General features: G+C 42.6%; 20 protein-coding genes and 1 pseudogene. 9 read left to right on the top strand and 12 right to left on the bottom strand.

Features of this window, described 5'->3' with window-relative positions:
* Window positions 1-80: 80 nt before the first annotated feature.
* The 3 genes from PCAR9_RS08110 to PCAR9_RS08100 all read right to left on the bottom strand — a co-directional run bounded on the left by PCAR9_RS08110 (window position 81) and on the right by PCAR9_RS08100 (window position 2,962).
* Window positions 81-1,394, bottom strand: a complete 1,314-nt coding sequence (locus PCAR9_RS08110) for an NAD(P)/FAD-dependent oxidoreductase (protein ID WP_179983160.1) — start codon at window positions 1,392-1,394, stop codon at window positions 81-83.
* Between the two features lie 16 nt (window positions 1,395-1,410).
* A complete protein-coding gene (locus PCAR9_RS08105) occupies window positions 1,411-1,722 on the bottom strand; it encodes a 2Fe-2S iron-sulfur cluster-binding protein (RefSeq protein ID WP_131136158.1) in 312 nt (103 codons plus the stop codon).
* Between the two features lie 109 nt (window positions 1,723-1,831).
* Entirely contained in the window at window positions 1,832-2,962 is a 1,131-nt protein-coding gene (locus PCAR9_RS08100; RefSeq protein ID WP_179985183.1) for a cytochrome P450, read from the bottom strand.
* A gap of 394 nt (window positions 2,963-3,356) precedes the next feature.
* On the opposite strand from PCAR9_RS08100, the gene PCAR9_RS08095 reads away from it, so the two are divergent.
* Entirely contained in the window at window positions 3,357-4,208 is an 852-nt protein-coding gene (locus PCAR9_RS08095; RefSeq protein ID WP_179983159.1) for an SDR family oxidoreductase, read from the top strand.
* A gap of 4 nt (window positions 4,209-4,212) precedes the next feature.
* Window positions 4,213-5,136, top strand: a complete 924-nt coding sequence (locus tag PCAR9_RS08090; protein ID WP_179983158.1) for a helix-turn-helix domain-containing protein — start codon at window positions 4,213-4,215, stop codon at window positions 5,134-5,136.
* Window positions 5,137-5,142: 6 nt separating this feature from the next.
* Here PCAR9_RS08090 and PCAR9_RS08085 read toward each other — a convergent pair whose 3' ends face one another.
* On the bottom strand, window positions 5,143-5,997 hold the full coding sequence (locus tag PCAR9_RS08085; protein ID WP_232091155.1) for a helix-turn-helix domain-containing protein: 855 nt from the start codon (window positions 5,995-5,997) through the stop codon (window positions 5,143-5,145).
* 303 nt (window positions 5,998-6,300) lie between these two features.
* On the opposite strand from PCAR9_RS08085, the gene PCAR9_RS08080 reads away from it, so the two are divergent.
* Both PCAR9_RS08080 and PCAR9_RS08075 read left to right on the top strand, forming a co-directional pair.
* A complete protein-coding gene (locus PCAR9_RS08080) occupies window positions 6,301-7,428 on the top strand; it encodes an alcohol dehydrogenase catalytic domain-containing protein (protein ID WP_179983157.1) in 1,128 nt (375 codons plus the stop codon).
* Complete coding sequence (locus tag PCAR9_RS08075; protein WP_179983156.1) at window positions 7,428-8,228, top strand: alpha/beta hydrolase; 801 nt, start codon at window positions 7,428-7,430, stop codon at window positions 8,226-8,228. Before PCAR9_RS08080 ends, PCAR9_RS08075 begins: the two co-directional genes overlap by 1 nt.
* 110 nt (window positions 8,229-8,338) lie before the next feature.
* Here the strand turns inward: PCAR9_RS08075 and PCAR9_RS08070 are convergent.
* From PCAR9_RS08070 to PCAR9_RS08060, 3 genes and pseudogenes are all read right to left on the bottom strand, one after another.
* Window positions 8,339-8,899 (bottom strand): annotated as a pseudogene (locus PCAR9_RS08070) (alkaline phosphatase D family protein); the annotation flags it as partial.
* Window positions 8,803-9,282, bottom strand: coding sequence for a hypothetical protein (locus PCAR9_RS08065; RefSeq protein WP_179983154.1), 480 nt, complete (start codon window positions 9,280-9,282; stop codon window positions 8,803-8,805). The pseudogene PCAR9_RS08070 and the gene PCAR9_RS08065, both read right to left, overlap by 97 nt.
* 62 nt (window positions 9,283-9,344) lie before the next feature.
* Window positions 9,345-11,672, bottom strand: a complete 2,328-nt coding sequence (locus PCAR9_RS08060) for a beta-galactosidase (protein WP_179983153.1) — start codon at window positions 11,670-11,672, stop codon at window positions 9,345-9,347.
* Window positions 11,673-11,944: 272 nt separating this feature from the next.
* On the opposite strand from PCAR9_RS08060, the gene PCAR9_RS08055 reads away from it, so the two are divergent.
* The 3 genes from PCAR9_RS08055 (at window position 11,945) to PCAR9_RS08045 (ending at window position 15,335) form a co-directional block, all read left to right on the top strand.
* Window positions 11,945-12,490 (top strand): GntR family transcriptional regulator, encoded by a 546-nt coding sequence (locus PCAR9_RS08055; protein ID WP_232091154.1) that lies wholly within the window; start codon window positions 11,945-11,947, stop codon window positions 12,488-12,490.
* Window positions 12,491-12,721: 231 nt separating this feature from the next.
* Window positions 12,722-14,434, top strand: coding sequence for a sulfatase-like hydrolase/transferase (locus tag PCAR9_RS08050; protein ID WP_179983152.1), 1,713 nt, complete (start codon window positions 12,722-12,724; stop codon window positions 14,432-14,434).
* Between the two features lie 25 nt (window positions 14,435-14,459).
* The gene (locus PCAR9_RS08045; protein ID WP_179983151.1) at window positions 14,460-15,335 is read left to right on the top strand and encodes a LamG domain-containing protein; all 876 of its coding nucleotides are present in this window, start codon (window positions 14,460-14,462) and stop codon (window positions 15,333-15,335) included.
* A gap of 129 nt (window positions 15,336-15,464) precedes the next feature.
* Here the strand turns inward: PCAR9_RS08045 and PCAR9_RS08040 are convergent, their stop codons facing one another.
* The gene (locus PCAR9_RS08040) at window positions 15,465-16,115 is read right to left on the bottom strand and encodes a putative glycoside hydrolase (protein ID WP_179983150.1); all 651 of its coding nucleotides are present in this window, start codon (window positions 16,113-16,115) and stop codon (window positions 15,465-15,467) included.
* Window positions 16,116-16,246: 131 nt separating this feature from the next.
* Here PCAR9_RS08040 and PCAR9_RS08035 point away from each other — a divergent pair, with 131 nt between their 5' ends.
* Window positions 16,247-17,722, top strand: coding sequence for a tryptophan halogenase family protein (locus PCAR9_RS08035; protein ID WP_179983149.1), 1,476 nt, complete (start codon window positions 16,247-16,249; stop codon window positions 17,720-17,722).
* Between the two features lie 81 nt (window positions 17,723-17,803).
* Here the strand turns inward: PCAR9_RS08035 and PCAR9_RS08030 are convergent, their stop codons facing one another.
* Entirely contained in the window at window positions 17,804-20,359 is a 2,556-nt protein-coding gene (locus tag PCAR9_RS08030) for a glycoside hydrolase family 2 TIM barrel-domain containing protein (RefSeq protein WP_179983148.1), read from the bottom strand.
* A gap of 152 nt (window positions 20,360-20,511) precedes the next feature.
* Here PCAR9_RS08030 and PCAR9_RS08025 point away from each other — a divergent pair, with 152 nt between their 5' ends.
* Entirely contained in the window at window positions 20,512-22,836 is a 2,325-nt protein-coding gene (locus tag PCAR9_RS08025) for an FdhF/YdeP family oxidoreductase (protein ID WP_179983147.1), read from the top strand.
* A 70-nt stretch (window positions 22,837-22,906) separates the two neighbouring features.
* Here the strand turns inward: PCAR9_RS08025 and fdhD are convergent, their stop codons facing one another.
* From fdhD to PCAR9_RS08010, 3 genes are all read right to left on the bottom strand, one after another.
* Window positions 22,907-23,680, bottom strand: a complete 774-nt coding sequence (fdhD, locus tag PCAR9_RS08020) for a formate dehydrogenase accessory sulfurtransferase FdhD (RefSeq protein ID WP_232091153.1) — start codon at window positions 23,678-23,680, stop codon at window positions 22,907-22,909.
* A gap of 73 nt (window positions 23,681-23,753) precedes the next feature.
* Window positions 23,754-24,323, bottom strand: a complete 570-nt coding sequence (locus PCAR9_RS08015; protein WP_179983145.1) for a molybdenum cofactor guanylyltransferase — start codon at window positions 24,321-24,323, stop codon at window positions 23,754-23,756.
* A gap of 97 nt (window positions 24,324-24,420) precedes the next feature.
* Window positions 24,421-25,821, bottom strand: coding sequence for a sulfatase-like hydrolase/transferase (locus PCAR9_RS08010; RefSeq protein WP_179983144.1), 1,401 nt, complete (start codon window positions 25,819-25,821; stop codon window positions 24,421-24,423).
* Between the last annotated feature and the right edge of the window lie 75 nt (window positions 25,822-25,896).

Genomic DNA, 25,896 nt, shown 5'->3' with positions numbered 1-25,896 from the left:
AGATGTTGCGAGATTTGAAAAGAATTAAAATGAAGAGAAGGACGGAGTTTTCTTAGCTCCGTCATTATGAACACACGAAATTAAAGCAGGTCGGTAAGACTTTGGGATGGGTCGGCTAATTTCGACTTATCAATAAAGGCATTTTTGTCAATCGCTCTGCCACCAAGTACATATGATTTAGGTGAGTTAATTGCTTCAACACTTACTAGTTTATTTTGCACAAAGTGCCAAACCGACAGCGCTTCTTTTGACTCTTGGCGTGTAACCTGACAATCTGCGTTTACAGGAAGGCCTACCATTTGAAGTTTCATGTTGTACTGATCTGACCAAAACCATGGTATTGCTTTATAATTCTGCAGTGGAGCAGCATCACCAGCGTTAGCTACGGATATTTGCTGTATATTTTTTGCCGCAACCTTGGCCTGCTCCAACGCGTTTTGTACTGATTCAATATGGCTGTTTTCACCATACAATGGATGAGTAAAGCTAGTACAATCTCCAATAGCCCAAATATTCTTAATCGAAGTCTGCATGTGCGTGTTGACGCTTATTGCACCTCTATGGAGTGACGTGCCAGCCTCTTGTGCAAGCTCGCTATTCACTCGCACACCGACCCCGAGTAATATAGCGTCGGCGCGATACCGCTCACCATTATCACAAACTATCCATTGAAAACCTTTATCTGTGTCTCGTTCTACCGCGCTTACGTTACGCTGACATAAAATCGTCGCTCCATTTTCCTGATGTATTCGGGCAACATGATTTGACACAGATTCGCTGGCAACACGAGCAAGAATTCTCTCTTCGCGCTCGATGACAGTAACGCTGGCCCCAGCTTTACGCAACGAAGCGGCTGCTTCGAGGCCGATATACCCTGCCCCGACTATTACAATGTTTAAATTACTTATGTTTTCGCGTTTAGCATGCATTAGTGATTTGAGTGCAAGAGCATCCTTTGCATTTCGCATCACGAGACAATTTTCTGCGACATTGAGACCAGGTATTGATGGAATAATTGGAGACGCACCAGTAGCGAATACCAAATGCGTGTATTTGATAGAGTAACCATTTTCTGCGTTACCTGAGCCACCTTTGTTAAACGAAACTATGTTTTCTTTAGCATCAACTTTCGTAACCATAGCCCCTAGAAATAATTCAATGTCTGCTTGCTCGTAAGCGCTCTTAGCTTTTAACGGTGCCGGGGCGTCATCCAACGGCGTATTAAGAAATGCTTTAGAAAGCGGTGGGCGGTGATAAGGCAAATGCGTATCGGCATCAATAAGCACTAACCTTCCACTAAACCCTTGCTTTCTCAATTCAAATGCACAGTTAACTCCAGCATGACTCGCGCCTACAACTATGCACACCGGCTCTGATTGTATTTGTTCAGACACTATGGTTACCATTGCATTAATCTCTTACCACTGTGACGCTTATGCCACTTATTTCGTCAGATAGTGCCACTTGACAGCAAAGACGACTTGTTTCACTAACACCTTCTGCAAGCTCTAACATGTCTTTTTCAATATCGTTTGGCTCTCCTACACGAGCATAATCTTGCTCGGAAACACGAACATGACAGGTGGCACAAGAGCAGACTCCACCACAGTCACCATCTATCCCAGGAACGTTATTCGCTACAGCTAGTTCCATTAAAGAACCCGATTCGCCCTGCGCATTGATTGTTTGTCCATCTGCGGTAATAAAAGTTACGTTTATCATTTCTATGTCCTGTACTAAAGTGATGCTTATCTATGAATTAATATTTTGTTAAGCGTAATTTGAAATATTCCTAAAGTATCAACTACATTGCATTCGCACACGGCAGCAGCTACAGCTTATGTAATCGCACATTTAGTGAATGAAAGCCGACTTTGCGCTTAACGTCCCCCCAAATCTCAATGTTCTCTTCATATTGCCCTACTTCAATAGCAGAGACTTTTTGGGTCAGTTGCAGAATCCAAATCCTCAATAGTGCTCGAGCATGAGTGGCGCCTAAACAGTTGTGGATCCCGAAGCCAAAAGCAACGTGGGGGTTGGTTTTACGCGTTAAATCCACCAGATTTGGGTTTTCAAATACGGTTTCATCACGATTAGCAGAGGCCCAACAAAGTGAAATACGAGTATCATTTTCCACTTGATGTCCGTTGACCTCGCCATCTGCGGTAGCCACACGTCCCATATGCGTTAATGGAGAAAAATAGCGAATTAACTCCTCAACCGCGTTATTTACAAGCTCAGGTTGTGTGCGTAAGAGTGCTAAATCATCTTTATTTTCGGAAAAATATGCCAACGTATTAGTTAGCGCGTTGATAACCGTGTCGCGGCCGCCTGCAAAAGTAAGGACCATAATGCCTTTTATCTCTTCATCGGTTAGTGCTTTACCTTCCACTTCGGCAGCGAGCAATTGACTGTAAATATCTTCTCCGGGGACTTGTTTTGCTTTGGCTATTTGTTTATCTAAATAGTCATAAAGAACGTTGGCTTTTCCAGCATCAAGAGGGTTGTCATCACTTCTAAAAACATGCGTACCCCAACTAATCCATGTTGCGGCCTCGGCGAATGGTACATTTAATAGCGTTGTTAAAGCCTGTGACTGCACAACTAATGCAATTTCATTGACCGCCTCGGTATACGTATTACTATTAGTTAGTAAACTATCAAGCATGTCACTTACAATACTATTAAGTCGCGCTTGATAAGAGTCTTCCAAAGGACGTTTAAACCAAGGCTCAAGCAAGGTTCTAAAGCCTTTGTGGGCAGGAGGGTCTACTTCAAAAGGTATTTGCCTTATATCTCTAATGGCCACTTCAGAAGGAACGACAATGCGACCTGGTTTTGCCCCAGATTGAAACAATTTCCAGTTGTGCGCCGCTTTTCTCACCTCTTTTAGTCCCAACACTATTGTCACAGGATCACTTTGATCATCAATAGCTAAAACTCCCTCATCACATCGATGCATTGCAAAAGCGTCATTAAAAATACTTACTTTTTTTTCTTTTGTTGCAAATGGGCAGCCGCTTTCTGTTTTCGCTTCAATCTTATTAGAATCACGACGCTGTTCAGGCTCCATTGTGCGCACTCCTATTCGTTGCTGTATGGGTTCATAGCCAAATTACTGTAGGAGTATGCTAGCAACATTTTCTTTACATTAGTGACAGGCTACTATTCAGAAATATCAAAAATATGCTCTTTTGAGGTTGTTTTGGACGATGGCAACAAGACAAATAACCAGTTAAAGCTAAAAATTCACTGTTAAAATGTGCTGCAATAATGTGATTTTGTGCACTGCTAAATACCCACTTTCATCTAAAATTAAACCTGAATGTATATGTTCACAATAGAGGATTAGACCTATGAAACGTGTTGCACTAATAACCGGAACATCAACAGGGCTAGGCATTTCACTGAGTATAAAATTAGCTAGCATGGACTTTGTCGTATACGCCACTATGCGCGATACAAATAAAAAAAGTGAGCTACTAGCAGCAGCTGAAAAGGCCAATGTAAGTATCAATATTTTGCCACTTGATGTGCAAAGCAATGAAAGTGTAAATCGAGCGGTGGCTCGCATTATCGATTCACATGGTCAAATTGATGTACTAATCAATAACGCGGGTGCAGGATGCGTGCGTACAACGGAGCATGCAAGTGAAGACGAAGTGAAGTGGGTAATGGATGTAAACTTCCATGGTGTAGTGCGCTGTACAAAAGCCGTACTACCTCATATGCGTTCTGCTGGACAGGGAAAAGTTATCAATATCAGTTCTGTTGGCGGTCTGGTTGGCCAACCTTTCAGCGACATATATTGTGCAGCAAAGTTTGCTGTGGAAGGTTATACTGAATCACTTGCAAGTTATATTACGCCGAATTTTGGCATTCAGTTTTGCTGTATAGAACCCGGTGGTATCAGCACTGAGTTTGCTAATAATGTAGTAGCTCAGATCCAATCTAACGGCCCGCTTCCTGATGATGAATACAAAGCGGTGTTTGAAAAATTCTTAGCTAGTGGAGCTGGAAATGAACGTGGAAATCTTTATCAAACCGCAGATGAAGTTGCTGACGTCGTAATAAATGTAGTTAAAGAAGATACTATGCCACTTCGCAGAAGAACTTCCGAGTGGGCCGAAACTTTCTGCTCATTAAAAACACAGGCTGACCCTGACGGTTTAAAACAAGTTGCATTAGTAAAGCGTACGTTCGGATAACTCGATGGCAGGCAATACAAAGTTCTACGAACATATTGGTGACTACCTTAGTGCTATTGGTGTTGATGCCCCCGCTCACCCATTGGTTGCTTCGCTAAAGCTTAAAGAAAAAGAAATAGCGGAGCGGTCATCTAATGTTGAACCAGGCACGATGCTTTCGGGTGGCTTTTACTTTTTGTCGTTAAAACAAATCGTTGAAGGCCAAGTTCATTATGGGCAGACCCATTATGACTGCCAAACGGGCACTTTGTATGCCATTGCTCCAGAGCAACGCGTTGCTACCTTTGACATTAAAACGCGGGGCGACGTCAGGATTCTGCTGCTTCACCCCGATTATATTCGAGGACACGCTATAGAGAGCCTGCTTCGAGAGTGTGGTTTTTTCCACTATCAAATTAACGAAGCGCTTCACCTGTCGATTTCTGAAAAGCAAACACTGGCTAATATATTTGACGCATTAACTGCAGAGCTTTCGGGGCCCTACGAACCTTCAAGTCGAGATATTATCTTATCTAACATCACCACCCTTTTGCATTATTGTTTACGATTTTATCGACGTCAATTTCTACAACGGCGGGAAATATTTAGTGATTGGTACGGTAGACTCATTAAAGAGCTTGATAGATATTATGCCCGTGAAGCCTGCCACCAGTTACCTGAACTTCAAGAAATGAGTGATGCGTTAAACGTTTCGAGTCGCTATCTAAGTGATGCACTTAAGGCGCAGATGGGACTAAGTGCAAAGGCGTGCATGCAGCAGTACATCATCGACAAAAGTAAAAGCATGCTGTTAGCCAACATGCAAAGTGTTAACGAAATCGCTTACGCATTAGGGTTCGACAGTCCAAATTATTTTAGTCGTTTATTTAAATCAAAAGTAGGCGTTAGTCCTAACCAATACAGAAAGCAAAGAGCGGAAAAGCATTAAACTCGCTCACTCTGTATTTGTCATTGAAGCGCGAAACTGCCTTGGCGTTTTTGAGAACTGCTTCTTAAATTGTGCAATAAAGTGAGATGGACTAGAAAAGTTTAGCTCATAACTTATTTGTGTGATTGACAATGTTGATTGGCTGAGTAGCCTTGCTGCGCTGTATAACTTATGACGCAGCGCGTATTCAGAGAAGTTAACGCGAAAAATCTGCTTAAACATACGTGAAAAATGAGATGGCGATAAATGACACATATTTGCCGCTTCAATTAAAGAAAGCTCTACTGCTGATTGGCTTCTAAACTGATTAATAACTGGCAACATTTTTTCATAAAGCGGAGAATAGGTTATTGGCTGATTAATACCTCCTAGAGCGGGTTTGGCATACTCTCCAATAGTAAGTATCAACAATTGCAACAGTACTAAACTGCGGGCGCTATTAGGATCTTGCTGGTAACTCTCTAACAACCAGTGAACTTGCTGTTGTATTTCGGTGATGCGAGACTTGGGGAGTCGTAAATGTAAACCGTGTTGGAAAAAGGCATTGGCTTTTGCCATTTTTTCGTCGCCCAATACGTGCGGCATAAACTGGACAATAAACCAAGATTTTTCTCGATCGCTGCAACTGAAGTTATGCGTTTCAAGTGCAGGAGTAAACACGATATCAAAATCGTCTAATTCTGACTCTCCCTGACTGTAAAAGTACTGCCCTTCTATTTTCTCAAAAATAATAAATTCATGAACTTCATGAAAATGCATAAAACAATGATATGGGTCTCTTTCATCGTATTTAACATGATGCACTTCAAAATTTCGTCCCTTTTCTATACAGAATGGTTCACAGTACACCGATTTATTCACTGTCAGACTCCTTGAACTCGATAGTTCACAACCCGTTTAAAAAGCAACTTATTACTGTGTTCAGTAATGCAATAAAAATGACACTAAACAGGGTAATTAAGAAATTATTTTGAGCATATTTAGCATATAAATGACATTTAGGATACTTAGCGCTAAACGTTAACGATAAAACAGGTTTTGGCCAAACACACGGGCTCGTAGAAACAGCAAATTTTTGACATTTAATCACGGCATAATGACAGAAGCCCTTCAAGCACTGTGTTTCAATGATTAACATTCTGTTAATAATTATAAAGTACCAAAATGATCCCATCAAAATCTGTCACATCAGACGGCAACGGCAACATCACTGTAGAAACCATATTTGTAGGACAGCCAAATACGGGGGAAGTACTCGTTAAAGTAGTCGCTGCTGGACTATGTCATACTGACTGGGATTCTATTCAAAACTGGAACAAGCCATTTATTGTCGGTCACGAAGGGGCAGGAATAGTAGAAGCGGTAGGTGACGGCGTGACTCATGTAAAGAAGGGGGACAAGGTCATTTTAAACTGGGCAATTCCCTGCGGCGCATGCTTTCAATGTAGAGAAGGAAATTTACACATATGTGAAGTGAACTCCCCTGTGTGTGGTTGCGGGCTTAAGGGACATGCTCATATTGCATCAAGTCAAAAAAATAATATTCCAATTGAACGTTCTTTTCATTTAGGGACACTCAGTGAATATACTGTAGTAAAACAAGAGGCGGTTGTTGTTGTCGACTCTGCTATTCCCTTCTCGTCAGCGTCTATCGTGGGGTGCGGAGTAATGACAGGCTGGGGCTCAGTAGTAAACGCAGCTCGCGTCGAGGCAGGTGCATCAGCCTGTATCATTGGTTGCGGCGGTGTAGGACTCAATTGCATACAAGGAGCAAAGCACTCGGGTGCAGCTATCATAATCGCCATTGACATAAACCAAGATCGACTCAATCAAGCCAAACAGTTTGGCGCTACTCACGGTATTATTGCAGAAAAAGATGACCTTGATTTTCAAAAAGTCGCGCATCAAGTTCGAGAAATTTGTGGCGGCAGAGGCGCAGACTATGCGTTCGAGTGTACAGCCATTCCTGCACTAGGTTCGGCACCACTAGCATTAATAAGAAGTGCGGGCACCGCTGTTCAAGTCAGTGGTATAGAGCAGCGTATTGATTTTAACTGTGAATTATTCGAGTGGGATAAAATATACATAAACCCTCTCTACGGTATGTGTAACCCCGAACGGGATTTTGCTAAATTGCTCAAGCTTTACGAAGCAGGAAACCTAAAGCTTGATGAGTTGGTCACAAAAACTTATACAATTGACGAGATACATACTGGGTTTGATGATTTACTAAACGGTCGAATTGCGAAAGGCGTCGTTATGATGCCTGGTTTTACCAAGGATAGTTGCTAATGACAGTTAAAAGACTAGAAGTATCCAACCCTCGCTTCACTTCTGACAACCTTACATTGATTACTGTGCATTCGAGCGCCGTTAACGGGCGGCGAGATATTAGTGTTTATAATGCGCACCCTGAATCTAAAGATTTACCTGTTGTGGTTTTACTGCATGGTGTTTATGGTAATCACTGGGTTTGGATGAACCTAGGTGGTGTCCATGAGGTTTACAAACAATTGCATAAAAAAGGGCTTGGTGAATTCGTATTAGTTATGCCATCGGATGGCGCACTATGGGATGGTTCGGGTTACCTCCCATTAAAAGAGCATGGCAATTATGAAACCTGGATAGTCGAAGATGTCAAAGACGCTGTAACTCAAACCATAGATGCGGTAAGTAAGCAAAGCAATTGGTATATATCGGGTCTTTCCATGGGAGGGTTTGGGGCTTTGCGTCTAGGTGCAAAATATCCATCGGTATATAAAGGGATATCGGCTCATTCAGCTATCACCTGCATGGATGATTTTACGCATTTTGTCGACTACCCTATCGAAACCTATTGCTGTGAACATGAGTATGAAACCGATTTAATGTACTGGCTTAGTAAGAGCAAAAATGAACTGCCTTCTTTGCGTTTGGACTGCGGTTATCAAGACGTACTCTACGAAAGTAACAAAGCATTGACGAGCCAACTAAGACATGAAGGTATCTCTTTTGATTTTGAGTGGCTTGATGGTGGCCATGAATGGTCATATTGGCACAGAAACGTAGAGAAAACGCTGCGTTTTTTTGATCAGATTCAAAAGCGTTTATGAACCTTCAAAGTTGAAAAACTAACGCAAGAAAGCGCTACTAATCTTTATACTACTTACCGCTCATCGCTATTTTTTGATGAGCGGATTTTTCAATTTAATACCACAAAATATTAATTCAACAAATTTTCACTTGCGTTTTCTTTTGCATATATAGTGACGGGGTAGCCCGGAAACCGCGGGGATTCGCTATCGGCACTAATATCCACATTAAACCGGTAAGCATCTACTGTGTAGGTCTGCTTTGATACGTCAAACTCAATGGTCCCAAATCCACTTCCTTTTTCATGGGCTTTGACATATCGATTTGGTGACTCCCCTACATCCGGGTGGGCAACAGCATACACATAAATGTCATTTCCGAAAGCATCTCGATAGTTGCCGGTGTTAGGCATATTATGCTTAGGTCTCTCGACACAAGGCAGTCCCGCGTCTTCCGGTAACCACCAGCGAGGCCAGCCAACTGCAATAACGGGAGAGCAGAAAGCCCAATTGCTGTCTCTTGGTTTATGTACCCCGTATTGAGAAAGCGTGCCAAGATGAGTATCGCCGCAAATGTGCAACGCCTTTGCCTTTCTCATGATACTGACCGCACGATTTCTAGCGGAAGCGGGCCAGCCACTGCTATCGAAGTCATACTTAAGGTAACGTTCGGGGTGAGGTTGGTGCGTAGCCCCAAATTAAAACCTGCACCACCATTAAAGAATGGCGTATGGTCACTCTCCACTACTACCTGTGTGATAAAGCCAAGCTCTGGCTGAATAATAGATTGAGTGAGCAAATGCACATTCCGACAACCTTTTTTGCTACTGCAGTAAGCTTGACCACGCTTTATTTCCCAGTCTTCCACGGGGTTTGCCCATACATTCTCCCCAAAAAACGGGCCATCAAAGCGCTCGTCCCAGTCTGCTTTAAAAGGTTTATTAAAAGAACTAGATGTTAGGTTTTCATCTTGTGAGTCAGAATAATGTGTTACACAGCCTAACGAAGTCGTTACTGCGGAAGCAAGAGCGAGTTTTAGTGTTCTTCGCTTTAATAAATCAGGGCGTTCAGACATAGTAAACTCCTAAATAAAAAGGCCTTAAAACAGGCCTTTTTGTCAAACAAAAATGTGTCTAGCTACTTAAAGCGTCTTGAGTACATATTACCGTTTATCTCCCGCGCAGCCTCCACCATAGGAGCATAAGGGGTGTCGGTTACGTTAACGAAGCCCACGTTGTAGTTTTCGCCGTCATAAGCACGGCCTGAAATGGGTGAATCCATATACTGGAACCAATGGGCGCCAACAAAATAGGGATTATCGATAACGGAATGCATATAGTCTTTGTACATTTCTGCTCGGTCTTGCTGTGTAGCTGCCTGGATCAAACCGGGGTGAAATAGCCCATTGTCTCGGGCACCAAAGTGAAACTCGCCAATAATACTAGGCATGTCTATTTCTTCTAAAAATGCCCATGACTGCGGGTGTATACCTTCTTTATAAACATTGTAAGACATTACATCAACGTGCTTAGCAGCAGCTTTTACGATCTCCATCGGTTTACCCCAGTCAGGGAATCGCGCGCCCAGGTACATGTGATTAGGCATATGCTTATCTAATGCAGTGTTCACTATTTTGAAATACTGCTCACCATAGTGATATAACATTGCGCTATAGTCTTCTAATTGAGCCTCATTTCTTATCGACGAGTCAATGCCTTGATCAAACGCCTCCCATGAAGCGATGTCGGTTCCCCATACTTCATTAAGCGAATTTATATTCGAATATTTCGCTTTCATAAGTTCAGTGAAAGCTGCTTTTGTAGGTACATCTTTACCGTTTCGCTTTAGCGTATGGAGCACAATTCCGTACCGTGTTTCATTACTTTCACTTCTACCGAAACTTTTTTCATTATCAATAAATACGCCCACACACCAAGGGTTATTCTGAACTTGTTTGGCAATAGTAGCAGCAGTAATATCAGCACGACGGGCAAACTCAGGGTCAAACACATCGGGCAATGGAGCCCAAAAGTCGTTACCGCTCGACACCGTTTTAAAGTCACCAATTATCCAACCATTGGCAAAAAACGGAACTTCATTATTTTGATAGAAGCGCGGATCGGTCCAATTTCCTAACGAAGAGAAGCCCCAGTATTTCATGCGCTTAATGGTCACTTGTTCCCATGCTTCCAACGGGTCTTCACTTCCGTATTTGCGTTCCAGATTGGCTGCATAAAAGCTAAATGTTTCACCTTTTTTCACTGGGCCAGAATGAGCGCTTCCACGGTAACCAAACCACTTCCCAAGTGGTTCATCGTAAGACGGCAACCATTCAAACAAGTTGGCACGTACTTCAGATACAACATGTCTACTTGGAATAGCTTCATCATTTACCCGGTTAAGCCCCTTCGAATCTTCTGGTGTAACGCCGTCACCTCCCAAATCAACTAGGCTTTCATCAAAACCATACCCGGTCATTGTTGAAGTGTTTGATAAACGAATAATGTCTAAACCCGTTGCGAAGTAAAGATACCCTTCAGGGTCAACGAGTGCCCATTTCCCATCTACTTTTTCTGTTCTAAAATAGCCTGTAGCTGCGAGTTTAGGACCATCTTTATAACCTCCGAAGCGCGAACGATCCGGCATCAGTTTGTTATCTAGCTTTTTCGCTTCTGCCTCTCTTGCAGCTTCAATTTCTTGCTGGGAATGAATTTTTCCTGGAAATTCGACATTTGCATTCTGACCAAACTCATCAACTATTTGAGTAAGAAAGTTCTCATTCATTTCTGGATTCGGTCGTAATCTAATATTGCCCAACGCTATAGATTTATCGAATAAGTTACTTTGTACTGATATGCTTATTTCAGTAATACCCTTGAGGTTAAGATTTTTCTTGCCCCACATCGAAATAAACTGCACATCATTTGAATCCCACGTTTCAGGATTGGAACGAAAACCAGATAAAAAGTTTAGTTCCTGATTTACATTACCATCTGGAGTCGCCAAATCATGGCCGCGCATTTTGGCGTAGTACGTGGTTGTGTCCCCTCTTGGTACTGCAACACTCCGCGTATACGTCGCCCCATCAACGTCAGAAATATTTAAAAAAAGTTGAACGGGATGTTCTCCAGTATTTTTAATATCCATCGCTAGGTTAAAGTCATCTAAGTGACTCATATCCCAAGGCGTATCAGGCTTAATTGAGATGCCTGCGTAAGGATTGTCTTTACCCAGAAAGGTTATATATAAACGGCCCTCATTGGCTTGCGCTGTTGCATTAATCAGGCTTACATTACTGTCTAATGACGACTCAGAAAAGGCGATGAGCGTCTTTTCTTGCTGAAGAAGTGCGCTATGAACGTCACTTTTACCCTGTGAAACAATGTCAGTCTTCTCACTACTTTTTGTCTGTTGACAACCCAAAAGGCTCAAAGAAAGCGCCAACGCGATGGCTGTTCTATTCATTTCTTTTCTCACAATTTATTAACAATCAAAATCTAGTATAACCACATCCAAGACAACATTAAACTGTTAACAATACAATTTGTGACTTTTTTGTTGTACGCTTAGCTAAAATTTTATTCGACGCTTAATATTTAGGGCAGGTTTGCTAGCTGTGCTTTTAAAAATCTGGACATTTCACAAAATAAAGTTAACAATTTATCGATGATTAAATTCTAAAATAATGAAGAGTCTTATGAAGCCTAAAATACTCTCAGTGCGTGATCAGATAGCAGATGTTTTACGCTCAGACATTATATCCGGTGAGCTTGCGCGAAATACAGCTTGCAGAGCGCTTCGGTGTTTCAAGAGGTCCCATTCGAGATGTGATACTCAAACTGACAAAAGAAGGCCTTTTAATTAGTAAAAATAACGTTGGTGCGTCGGTAAACAACCCACTGCCAGCGGCCCTTCAAAAACTCAGTATTGATATGCGAAAAAAGATTGAGGAGTTTGCTGCTAAAGAAATTATTGGCCTTATATCCAAAGAGCAACTTGCAGAAATGGATAAGCTTATTGCCATTATGCAAGAGCATTTTGAGAAACAAGAGTATACTGAGCTCACCAAGGCTGACATAGCTTTTCACCAGTACTTTGTAGAGCTTGCTGGTGGAGAAGACCTACTTAATTTATGGTACCCCATCGTTATCCGTATGCGCATGAACTATCAGCGTATCAAAACCTCAGATAAGCTCGTTGAAGAGCATAGAGATATCGTTGATGCGTTTAAGAATGGAGACGTAAAACAAGCTGTCGCGGCAATTCGGAAAAATATCAAATAACGCTACGCTTACCCCTTTAAAGTCATGAATCTAAAGTGTCGTTTTAGGCACTTTAGTTCGCCCAACTCATGTCTCTCTATATATATCAGTCTTTCTTTTCCTCATCCTTTTTTGTAACACTTGACATTTTGTTAACAATTAACGTAAAACAATAATGACGTTGTGGCACCTGCTTAACTGCGTTTTCTAGTTTTCGCGAGCCTTATGTGTTTTGAAATTGAAGGTACTTCTATGAAAAAACTGTTTATTTGGATACCTTTTGCATTCTGCCTAAGTGTTTCATCCTTTTGTTTAGCCCAAGAAATACAACCAAATATTCTACTCATTGTTTCTGATGATGCTGGCTATAGTGATTTAGGAAGCTTTGGCGGCGAAATAGCAACCCCAAATTTAGATGCACTAGCAGCTAACGGCCTTAAGCTTTCGCGGTTTTACAGTAACGCAAGATGCAGTCCAACTAGGGCATCACTCCTAACGGGTGTAGAAGCAGCTCACGTGGGTTTCGGCGGTGGCGTTGTCGGGGACTGGGAACGGGAGTTACCTTTTTCAGCACACCGCGCACGTTTAAAGTATGAACAACCTTTAATTTCAGAGCTGCTTCTTGATTCCGACTATCAAACAATGATGGTAGGTAAATGGCATTTAGGTGGAAGCTACATTAAACAGCACCAAGAAGAAATGGCACCTAAGTGGAAAGCTGTCCACCCTCCACAAATGGCACTAACCGCTCAAGAAATGGAATTAGACTATTTGGCACTGCCGCCACAACGAGGGTTTGAAAAAAGCTTTGTATTTCACGGTGCACAAGGAAATCTATTTTATCAGCCTGGCCTTCCACATCCCTATTACCACAACAACGAACCAGCCGAACTCAAATACAAACAGCAATATGATATGCGATGCTATAGCGACACCGACTATAGCAGGAAACATTACTCAGCCTGTGATGGCAAGAAAGGTATAGCATTTTATGCGACCGATGGCATTACGGATGAAGCTATCTCGATGCTAAAGCAAACAACAATAAAAGATAAACCGTTTTTCATGTACGTTGCTTACCGAGCACCACATAAACCGCTTCAAGCACCAAAAGAACTTGTCGATAAGTACAAGAAAAAATACTCGGATCTGACCAGTATCGCTAAAGGCCGACACAAGCGACTTGTTTCTCTTGGAATGTTTCCCAAAGAAGCAGAAGCGAGAGATACAAATGCATTTTACAACAATATGCCGGCAGAGAAATATACACAGTATGTTGAAAAAGCGTCTTTCCACGCAGCTATGATGGAAAAATTAGATGACAACGTGGGGCGACTTGTTTCCCAACTAAAGGAAGCGGGTCAGTTGGATAATACGTTAATTGTTTACCTTTCAGACAACGGCGCAGCTTCTCACATAGGCGACCTTATGAATCAGCCCTATGCTGGAGTAAAAGCGCTGCTTTGGGAAGGTGGGGCGAGAACTCACGCCATATTACATTGGCCCAACACAATACAGCCAGGCTCATTGTCTAACGACATAGTATGGGTAGGCGATCTATTCTCTACCTTTATTGAGCTTAGCGGGGCGGAGTTTCCTCAAATATTTCGCGGCAATACTCCTCGCCCGCCCGATGGACGAAGTATCGTTCCTTTACTTAAAGGTAAGCAATTACCCCCTCCTATTGAGTTATATAACAATGATAAGGGACAGCAAAGTGTACTGTATAAAGGTAAGTGGAAGCTTCTTATTGAGCCCGGTTGGTATTTACAAACGCTCGCAAAACCAGGTGTAGCAATTGAGCTATATGATATTGAGAACGACCCTGGGGAGGTGAACAATGTTGCGGACATGCACCCTGAATTAGTGAAGCGCTTAACAACAATGGCTGAAGAATGGAAGAGCAGAAACAAGATTATAGATTACAGGCACATTATCAAAATTAAGCCTAATGACCCGTATTAAACCTCTAACTTAAAGGTACTAAGACATGCGAGTAGCCTACTTGTTACCCTTTTTTTTCGTCCATTCCGTCTCAGCTAAGGATTGGGATGCTTACCCAGTACCAGTGGATGCAGGTGAAGGAATGAAATGGCAACTTCATCCGTTATCAGATGACTTTAACTATGACGCACCCGCTGAAAACAAAGGACATAGCTTCGCTGAGCGCTGGTATGAAGGATTTATCAATAGCTGGAAAGGACCTAGTCGTACAGAATGGCATCCACACCAGTCTTTTGTAAAGGACGGTAAATTGCAACTTTCTGCCAGTCGAAAACGTTTATCGCAGAAAATAATGATGGGAAGTATCACATCTCATGATTCGCTAACTTACCCACTCTATGTAGAAGTAAAAGCTAAGATAATGAATCAAGTATTAGCGTCAGACTTTTGGCTTTTGAGTAAGGACTCCACCCAAGAAATTGATATTCTTGAAGCATATGGTGGAGATCAGCCGAACAATAAGTGGTTTGCAGAACGACTTCACTTAAGCCATCACGTTTTCATAAGAGAGCCGTTTGCAGATTACCAGCCAAAGTCCGAAGACACATGGTATTACAACGGCACTACGTTTAGAGATGAGTTTGTCAGAGTTGGAGTGTATTGGCGCGATCCTTGGCACCTAGAGTATTTCGTTAATGGCAAAAAAGTAAAGGTCTCGTCTGGTAAAGATGTTATCGACCCGCACAACTATACAGATGGCAAAGGACTGAATAAACCTATGCAAGCCATCTTTAATTTGGAGGACCAGGACTGGCGAACGTCACAAGGATTAACACCGACAAACAAGGAACTGGACGACAAAACTCGCGGTAACTATCTTGTCGATTGGGTGCGTTTTTATAAGCCTGTTCCCGCTGAATAATCTAAATGAGCAGTAATCTAAAATTGAATCTGGTAGCGTTATCCAAACAGGAAGAACCACCAGATTCACTTTGTGTGATTTGTTATAAACCGCTTAGCTTAGCAGTGCTAGCTCAGTCTCGCTATGCAATTAACACCCTATCCCTTCAGGAAGGGCAGACAATCTAATATCACCAAGAACAATTTCCATTTTTCCCTCGGTCGACAGCTGCATTATTGAGGTGATTTTACTAAAGTTGACACTTCCACCATCAAAACATTTAAGTGGAATTGGTACAGTAATCCATTCTTTTTTAGGAAGCTTTTTTAAAACATTCTTTAAAGGAAATGACGCTCTCTGCTTCCAGTTCCATTCACTTTCTATCGTCCAATCCACCAGCTCTTTAGGCGGGCTCAATACCATAATGTCTAACGCGATTGCAGCATTCTCTTTTACCGATGATAAATCAATAAATCCACCAGTATTGGTAAGAGTAGCAGTGAGAATATTCTTATCTATTCCACCCCATTCGGTTTTAATATCTTTCGGTTTCCATTTTAACTGAATCGCATCATTTCCATTTTTTCCCTCCACGGCCCTTAACACTAAGCTATTTCTAACTGTAGACGCGTAACCGTTCTCATCAATGCTGTTTTTCCCATAGTTTAAACTTAATTCCCAAGGCGATATCACTAGGCCTTCATGAAAATAATGGATGTTAGCGTCCGTTTCATTTTGTTTTCCAAATGCACTATTGGAAACCAGCAGGACAACTACTAAAGAACACCAACGTGTCAACATTTTACTGCTTCCTTATCTATTTATTACTTGAATCTTTTCGCGGATTATTAGAATATCTCAAACTAATTTTGTTAACAATATACAGATATTATGTTAACACGAAATCTATTATTAAAAATATGAAGAGTTCTATGAACACAAGTGTGATGAAAGTAACGATATTAGGCGGAGGAACCGCAGGTTGGATGGCTGCTGCTCTCCTTTCTAAAACATTCCGTAGTATCGAAATTACCCTAGTGGAATCAGAAGACATAGGTACCATTGGTGTAGGTGAAGCAACTATCCCCAGCCTTCACTTCTTCAATGATATTATGCATATACGGTCTACCGAGTTTGCCAAGGCAACAGCGGGGACATTTAAACTCGGCATACAGTTTGAGAATTGGAAAGCAAAGGGTGAACACTATTTTCACGGATTCGGCACTACCGGCGCTGGCATGTGGGCGGCTGGCTTTCACGAGTATTGGAAGCGTGGGCTTTCATTGGGAATTAGTCAACCTTTCGGCACTTATAATTTAGAAGGCGTAGCAGCTAAACAAGGCAAGTTTGCTCATGTGCAAGGGGGGCCCAATTTTGCCTACCATCTTGATGCAGGCCTTTTTGCTCAAAAACTACGAATAGAGGCACAAAAGCTAGGTGTTAGACGCATTGAAGGTAAAGTCTCAAGTGTTGCAAAAAGCGAAGAAAATGGATATTTAACACATCTGGTATTAGAGACAGGAGAGCTTATTAGTGGTGATTTGTTCATTGATTGCTCTGGCTTTGCAGGATTACTAATTAAAGGCGCACTGGATACGCCTTATGTTGATTGGTCTCATTACCTCCCGATGAATAGAGCAATACCACTCCAAACTAGCCTTACTTCGCCTCCTGCCCCCTACACTCGCGCAATAGCACATGAAGCAGGATGGCAATGGCGAATTCCCTTACAGCAAAGAATGGGTAATGGAATTGTGTATTGTGATGATTACTTATCAGACGATGAAGCACTCAAACGATTGATTAATGATGTTGAGGGCGAAATATTAACAGAGCCCCGTGTAATAAATTTTGTAACTGGACATCGGGAAAAGCTTTGGACTAAAAATTGTATAGCGCTAGGCCTAGCTGGGGGATTCATCGAGCCTCTAGAGTCTACCGCTATTCACCTCATTCAGCAGGGATTGATGCAACTGATTAAGTATTTTCCAGCTAATGGGATCAACCCATTGGAGGTTGATTTATACAATGACTACATGCTGAACGATTATCGCGACATTCGTGATTTTATCGTTCTACATTACTGTCAAACCGAGCGTGATGACTCGGATTTCTGGCGTTACTGTAAAAACCTCACTCTGCCTGAGTCGCTTTCACACAGGATGAAGTTGTTTTCAGAGACAGGGCGATTTGTACAGCGAAAAGAGGAAATATTTTCCGACTCGTGGCTACAAGTAATGATCGGACAGGGACTTATTCCCCTACAACACCACCCTCTTGCAGATGAAATGAGCGAGCAAGATTTAGCTCAGTTTCTCAAGGCTACTGAATCGACCATTATAGAACAAGTGAACAAATTGCCTTCCCACGAAGAATACATTCGCCGTTTTTGCTTATCTCAATACTAAAAATTCCCGCGACAATTGCTCGCGGGAACGCATTTATGAGTTGTTAATGTGCTGGTTTTGTTAACCATGGGGGCAACGATTCTATTGCTGTACTTGAACAGTCGCCTTGCTTTCGGCATCGTTGTGTAGGCGAGCAGTTATTGTGTAATTCCCCGGCTCAATACCTTCTAATATGGCGAGTGCTCTTCCTTTGTAAGTATCAACAGAGTTACTTTGAAAAGGCTGAACACTATTAACCCAACCATTATCTATACCAAGTAACTTAATACCTTCTGGTATATCTAGTGAAATATTCGCATCCGTGAAACGAACAGGGCGACCCATACTATCTGCGAGCTGCATCTCTACATGCACCACTTCCCTCTTTTGCAATTTCACAATTGATTTATCAATACTCATTAATATAGAAGTGGGCATTCCCACCGTTTTTATACTGTCCGCTGCACCGCAATCACCTTCTGCGCGAATCTCACCAGACTGAAACGGTACAAACCATTTAAATATGCGATCATCGTGCTCTTTCAGTAATTGCCGCCCATAGGAAACTTCGTTTACAAACAATTCAACCGCTTCACAATTACTGTACGCTTCTACAACCGTATTCTCATTTTCGTTGTAATTCCAATGGTGTTCAACGTCGTGCCATTCCCACACTCGCGTCTTCCAACCGTCTTTTTTGCGCTCTACAACGTTGCCATTATTATCAAGCTCATACAGCGAATCCTCAAGCAGTTGCGTTGTCAGATACATGTGGGGTGCATCTGACCATAGTGTTTTAAACATATGAAAAGAAGGCTTTTTAAAGCCAGCAAGATCGAGAAGGCCACTGTTTACTCCTTTACGCGGCCACCCGCCATGGGCTTCGCCCATGTAATCAACGCCCGTCCACAAAAAGGTGCCAGCAATTGCAGGGGTATCTAAAACCGCCTTCCATTCATGCCATTGAGGAACATTTTCAGTGCCCATGATCATTTTTTCAGGAAACAATCTTCTTCCGTAATCGTAAATAACCCGTCGATAACTATAACCAACAATATCCAACGCATCTGTATAGCCTGAAATGTGGCTAACTGAAGGTAAAATTAAATTAGCGATAACGGGCCTTGTAGTGTCTAATTCTTTCACCCAAGATGACAATTTCTTAGCCGTATCTGCCAGTGTATATGTACCTTTTTCACCACTTTCAAAACGCTGCTTTATTTCTTGCGAAGAAATAGGGGGCAGCGTATAGAAATAATTGCCGTTCGCATTCATATCGAAGTATCCAGTGGAAGCCGCATACCTTGGATATGTCCACTCTATTTCATTGCCGATACTCCACATGATAAGAGAAGGGTGGTTTCTGTCTCGTAACACTGCTGCGTTTAAGTCTTTATGAGCGTGACTTTGAAACCAATCAGCATATCCTCGACTTATATAATCATCGTGGCGCTCCTGTTGGTTTAAGCGTTTATCTTTAGGATAATCCCACTCGTCAAAAATTTCTGCCTGCACCAGAAAGCCTAGTTCATCACAAAGGTCCATCAGTGTTTTTGAAGCTGGGTTGTGAGACATACGAATTGCATTCACACCGGCTTCTTTTAGACGAACCAAGCGACGACGCCATACGTCTTCTGGCACTGCTGCACCCACTAGTCCCCCATCATGATGAAGATTGACGCCCTTAATCAAAGTATGTTTGCCGTTTAGGAAGAATCCACCATCAGGTTTGAACTCAATCGTTCGAAAGCCAAGAGGTGTTACTACCTGATCTTTAGTATCTTGTCCATCTGTTAACGTGCTGACCACTTTGTACAGATAAGGGGAATCAATATCCCACAGCTTCATTGTTGATACGTTAAGAACTTGTTCTACCTCTAATGATGAGTTCGACATTACGGTAACTTCATCGATTTGCTTAGCCACCACTTCGCCTTCATTATTAACGACAACGCTTTTGAGCATCGTTTTCTTCGGTTGGTCATCCTCGTTCTTTAATGTCACTTTAATGCGAGCATCTCCTGAATCATGCGATATATTCTCGGTGGTAACTTGCGTCCCCCAAACAGGAATGTGCAGTTTTGGTTTGTTGTAGAACGTTACGTTACGGTATATACCAGATCCTGGGTACCACCTTGAGTCAATATACCTTGTCCGGTCGACCCTAACTGCCAACACGTTTTCATCGCCCACAGGATTAAGGAAAGGCGTCACATCAACTGTAAACGGTGTGTAACCATTAACCTCACCCCCTACTCTTTTATCGTTGATGTAAACTGTCGAATGGTTATAGATGCCGTCAAAATTAACCAAAATAACACTATCGTTTTTCGATGCTGGAGTAACAAAATGTTTGCGATACCAACCTACCCCGCCCGGTAAATAGGCAGTGGCACCATCCCATTTTTCTTCAAATTCATGCGACACAGACCAATCATGAGGTAAGTTGACGCTTTGCCAAGCCGAAGCATCCAAGTTGAGCTTGCTGAATTGTGCTTTATCCTCTTCAATGAACAGCCAAGATTGGTTAAAGTCCTGAGGGCCAAGGCTTGAGTAGACAGTGTTCGGTCTAGTGCGCTCGTCACTACTTTTGCTAGATTGGAAGCCGCAAGCGGTAAGAATCAAACTTAAACTGAAGACAAAGTAAAATTTAGCCATAATTAATAGTAAATTGTTAACAATATTTGATATACAATTGCAAATTGTAAACAATGTGTCAATGAGTTTGCTCTTACTGTGAGTGAGCTTTATTTCATAATCGAACATACATAAATAAATTTTGATGCTTAGAACAAAGGTGGTGCGGGCGCATGAGTGATAAACGAAACATTAAGCAATATGACAAACCCGCTGGCGGATGGGGAGCGCTAAAGAGTGTAACCCAGAGCTGGATCCAAAGTGAAAAGCCACTTAAGAATTTACGCGCTATGCTCAAGATGAACCAAGACAAAGGCTTTGACTGCCCAGGCTGTGCGTGGGGTGAATCACCAGAAAGTGGTTTAGTGAAGTTTTGTGAAAATGGTGCTAAAGCAGTTAACTGGGAGTCTACCGGTCGCTATGTAGACCCAACATTTTTCTCTAAGTATTCGGTCGGCTCACTTAAAAAACACACCGACTACTGGCTTGAGTCACAAGGAAGACTCACCCACCCCATGCGCTTCAATGCTCAAGCAGACCACTACGAACCCGTATCATGGGACGATGCCTTTGCACTTATCGCTAAACATCTAAATGGTTTACATTCCCCTCATCAGGCAGAGTTTTACACCTCAGGGCGGGCGAGTAACGAAGCCGCCTATTTATATCAGTTATTCGTGCGCGCATTTGGAACAAATAATTTTCCAGATTGCTCAAATATGTGTCACGAGGCGTCGGGGCAAGGTATGAAACCAACCATAGGTGTGGGTAAAGGTACGGTCACATTTGACGACTTTGAAAAGGCAGATACCATATTTGTTATTGGTCAAAACCCCGGGACTAACCACCCTCGCATGCTTGAGCCACTGAGGGACGCCGTGAGAAGAGGCGCTCAAGTAGTTTGCTTTAACCCTTTAAAAGAGCGCGGGTTAGAAAAGTTTCAACACCCGCAGCATCCCCTTGAGATGTTAACTAATGGCTCTGAGCCAACTAATACCGCATATTTCAGACCTGCTCTTGGTGGTGACATGGCGGTTATGCGCGGCATCGCTAAATGGCTGTTGACATGGGAACACGAAGCCAAAGCGAAAAATGCCCCTCCCATATTCGACCACGACTTTATTAATGCACATACCAATGGAATGAACGACTATTTGAGTATCGTTGAAGCGACGAGCTGGGAGCATATTGAAGCGCAGAGCGGTTTATCAAAAGACGAAATACGTCACGCGGCAACCATGTACAAACGTGGAGAACGGGTGATCATGTGCTGGGCAATGGGGATCACCCAACACAAGCACTCAGTAGCTACGGTTCAGGAAATAGTAAACGTTCAGCTACTACGAGGAAACGTGGGTAAGCCAGGTGCAGGGCTTTCTCCTGTTCGGGGTCACAGCAATGTTCAGGGAGATAGAACCGTCGGTATTAACGAAGTACCGACTAAAGCCTTGCTCGACGCGCTAGAAAGCAAGTTTAACTTCGCCGTTCCACGAGAAAGAGGTCACAATACCATTCAAGCTATTCAAGCTATGGAAAGTGGTGAGTCCAAAGTCTTCATTGGCCTTGGCGGTAATTTCGCGCAGGCGACGCCAGATACGCCGCGTACTCATTCTGCGCTGTCACAATGCGACTTAACGGTACATATCGCCACCAAGTTGAATCGCTCTCACCTAACTACAGGTAAAGACGCGCTTATCTTACCCTGTTTGGGACGTACTGAAATTGACATGCAGTCTAGCGGGCACCAAGGCGTGACTGTGGAAGATACGTTTTCTATGGTCCACATTTCTTATGGCCAACTCCCGCCAAGCTCGCCCGAACTTCGCTCTGAACCCGCTATTATTGCTGGTATTGCGAAGGCAACGCTTGGTAACAAACCAGTAGACTGGGACTTTTTAATAAGCGATTACGACAATATTCGTGAGCTCATTGCCGATACCATCGAAGGCTTTACAGACTTCAATAGCAAACTCGCTAACCCAGGTGGTTTTCACTTGGGCAATGCTGCGAGTGAGAGACGCTGGTTAACACCTTCGGGCAAAGCCGAGTTTGCCGCGAACGCGCTGCCAGATTCACTGTTAAATGCTGACCTAATTGCGAAAGGCGAAGAGCCGGACCTCATTTTACAAACACTGCGCTCTCACGATCAGTACAACACAACTATCTATGGTATGGATGACCGCTACAGAAACGTGTTTGGCGCGCGGGACGTTCTTTTTGTTAATGAACGTGATATTAAGAAGCTGGGATTTAACGATTGCGATAAAGTCGACATTACGTCAATGTGGAACGACGGCAAAACACGCCAAGTTAAACAGTTTATGTTGGTGGCTTACGACATCCCGCAAGGTCAAGCGGCAGCATATTACCCCGAAACCAATCCATTAGTACCGCTAGAAAGCTACGGTGATGGCACGTTCACTCCAACGTCGAAGTTTATCGCGATCAAACTTTCGAAATCTGAATCAGATGGAAGAATAGCGGTCTCTGCAGTGTAAGCTTTTCGGTGCTTATCCGGTACGCTACTTATCGATAAAGGCCCATTGTTTCTTATAGGTTCGCTGCGCACTACTTTTCTTGCGGTGCGTAAGCTCTTGGAGGGTCATACTTAGGTACATGGATCAGTGTGAGACCGTAACGGCTTGCCCACTTTACTGACAACGCTGTGGGGGCAGATAGCGTTACTACCAAAGGGAATTTAGCTCTTATCGCTTTTTGAACCAGCTCTACACTACAGCGACTTGTAAGCACAACAATACCTTCAGGCTGAAAGAGTTTATTGGTAGTGATAGCACCAATTAATTTATCAAAAGCATTATGCCTTCCTATATCTTCTCGGCATGCCAGCACATTGCGCTTAGCATCAATATAGAGCGCCCCGTGCACTGCCCCGCTTTGCTGCGCTAATGTTTGCGCATTAGATATAAGGCTTCGTAATCCGTTAAACCAGCTTACATCTGGTAGAGGCGATAATTCAATAGACGTTAATTGAGGTAAAGCGTTGTCTAATGCCTCAACACCGCAAAGTCCGCATCCCGACGTGCCCGCCAACTGCCGTTTATTTTCCTTTAATTTCCAAAACGCCTGGTTAGCAATTTCAACTTCAGCATTAATGTGTTCTTTGTGATCCGTTAATTCAATGCTGTAAAGCTGACGAGGGTGGTCGATAATGTCGTTACTTAAGCTGAAACCCACAATGAAATCTTCAATGTCGTTGGGCGTTATCAGCATGACGGTGTAATTGATACCATTATAACTTATGCTCAACGCAACCTCTTCAGCCAATGCAAAATATCCTGGCTCGAGCTCTTGCCGTATTAGCACAGCTTTTTGCATTGCCATTAACTGCATTCCTCTTTTTAAATTAATGTTTTAACTACAGTTATTTTATATTTCTCATAAAGGTCTGAACACGCTAAATTGAGCCATATTCTTTGGGCCAGTCACTGGGTGAATTAACATTTAACCACTGAGAATTTTTAGTATTGTCGTCGTACAAATTTTCGAAGGTCAATGCATTAATAGATTTCAGAAAACCAACAACTCTTCGCTTGTTTTTTTCAATTAAGTAGTCTTCAAGCGTGGGGATTGTATTTTTTTCGATAGGCATATAGAAGGGCATAAAACGAGATCGTACATAGCAGGCCCGTTTTTGAGCACGTCCATAGTTTACCATGGCACTCAAAAAAGTCGGTAACATTAGCGGCATGTCGACGGGTAAAACAAGCAGTTCAGCGTTAGCACTTTTTTTGTTTTCGCCAAGAAAAGTTAGTACTCCATGAACACCACCTAGAGGGCCTACATGCGGAATTTTGTCGCCCACATAGCCATCTTCATTGCGACTAACTAGTATCTCTTGGCAGCCTGCCGACCGCAATATCTTTGATGCACACTGAATAAGCGTATTCCCTTTGTACTGCATCATTGCCTTGTCTTGGCCCATTCTACGAGACTGACCACCTGCTAGCACAACTCCATGCAACATCTTGTTCTCCGTAATTTTTGTAGTTAACTATACAGAACAGCTGCGTCACCGCAGCCATTCTTACGAAGCATCTTACTAATATGTCAAAAATCAGCAATTATTGTTTTTCATGATGTCTGAATTTATCCATTCTCTCCATTGCCAATCCCTCATATTTGCGTTCCAATTGCCATAATGGACGCTCGAGTGAGGTTTCCCATTCAAACAGCTTTTTATACAGTTGCCTGACACGATTGGGGTATTCCATTGCTAGATTATGGTTTTCTGACACGTCATCACTTAAATTGTATAGCTCAGCGGGCCTATCTGGAAAGCGCAACAATTTCCAATCACCATCTCGAATTGCAGCTCGATTCTCTTTTTTCCAAAACAACGTCTTATGTGGCCTTTCACTTAGCTTCCCTAATATAAAATCAGTGAGTGCTACACCATCAATTTCTCCGAGTGTTTCAATGCTTCCTCCCCCCATCTTTACAAAAGTGGGTAAAAAATCTAGAAAACTTACTGGAAACTCATACACTGTATTAGCACTTATCAATCTGGGCCACCGCATTATAAGCGGTACTCGAATTCCACCTTCTAAGTGATTTGCTTTGGTGCCGCTTAATGGAAAATTGTTACCAGCGTTGGTATCAGAGGGTGCCCCATTATCATTAGTAAATACCACTAGTGTATTGTCTGCAACACCACTTTTATCCAGTGCTTCTAACACTTTTCCAATTTCTCTATCCATCGCCAGCGTCATCGCTGCTAATGTTTGTCGACGTGGCGGTAAATGTTGAAATTTTGCTAAGTCTTCAGGCTCTGCTTCCATGGGAGTGTGAACCGCAGTTAGCGAGAGCATAAGAAAAAACGGGCCTTGCTGCCGATGAATAAACTCTACTGCATTGTCTGCCAAAGCTTTGGTTAAATATTCTATAGGCTCTTGGAAATTCCGAAAGCCAAACTCAAGTTTATTTTCCGGCTGAACACTTCTATGGTAATCATCAAGCGCATAATAACTTCTAGAACCACCGCGCAAACCATAGAAGTAATTAAACCCGCGCTTGGTTGGATGATATCTATCGGCATTACCTTGATGCCATTTACCTATAAGGCCAGTGTTATACCCCAGTTTACGCATGTGTTCGGCAACGGTGACTTGGTCTAAGGGTAACCCCATATCTTCGCCAAGCAAAGCCGATGAATAACTCATATAGCCTGGTACATTGTTTTCTTCATAACCAAATCGCTGCTGGTATTTTCCCGTGTATAAGCCGGCTCGCGATGGGCCACATACAGCTGCCGTTGTATATGCCTGAGTAAACTTCATTCCTTGAGCTGCTAATTTATCTAAGTTAGGGGTTTTCATTTGGGTGCTGCCTTGAAAACCAAAATCAGCATACCCTGCGTCATCTGCGAGAATAAATAGAATATTGGGCTTTTTGTTCGAATCCTGGCCCGCAGCGCTGAAAATAGACCAAAAAGCTAACAGTAAAAACAAATAGCTGTATTTCATAATAAAGTGCCAAGTTTTAGCGTGATTAAAGCTACTAAAAAAACTCCAGCTAATTGCTGGAGTTTTAAAGAACGA

This window comes from Alteromonas macleodii (genome assembly GCF_903772925.1).
GTDB classification, from domain to species: domain Bacteria; phylum Pseudomonadota; class Gammaproteobacteria; order Enterobacterales; family Alteromonadaceae; genus Alteromonas; species Alteromonas macleodii_A.
Note: the sequence above shows the minus strand (reverse complement) of the source record. Positions and strands in the feature narration are given on the sequence as shown.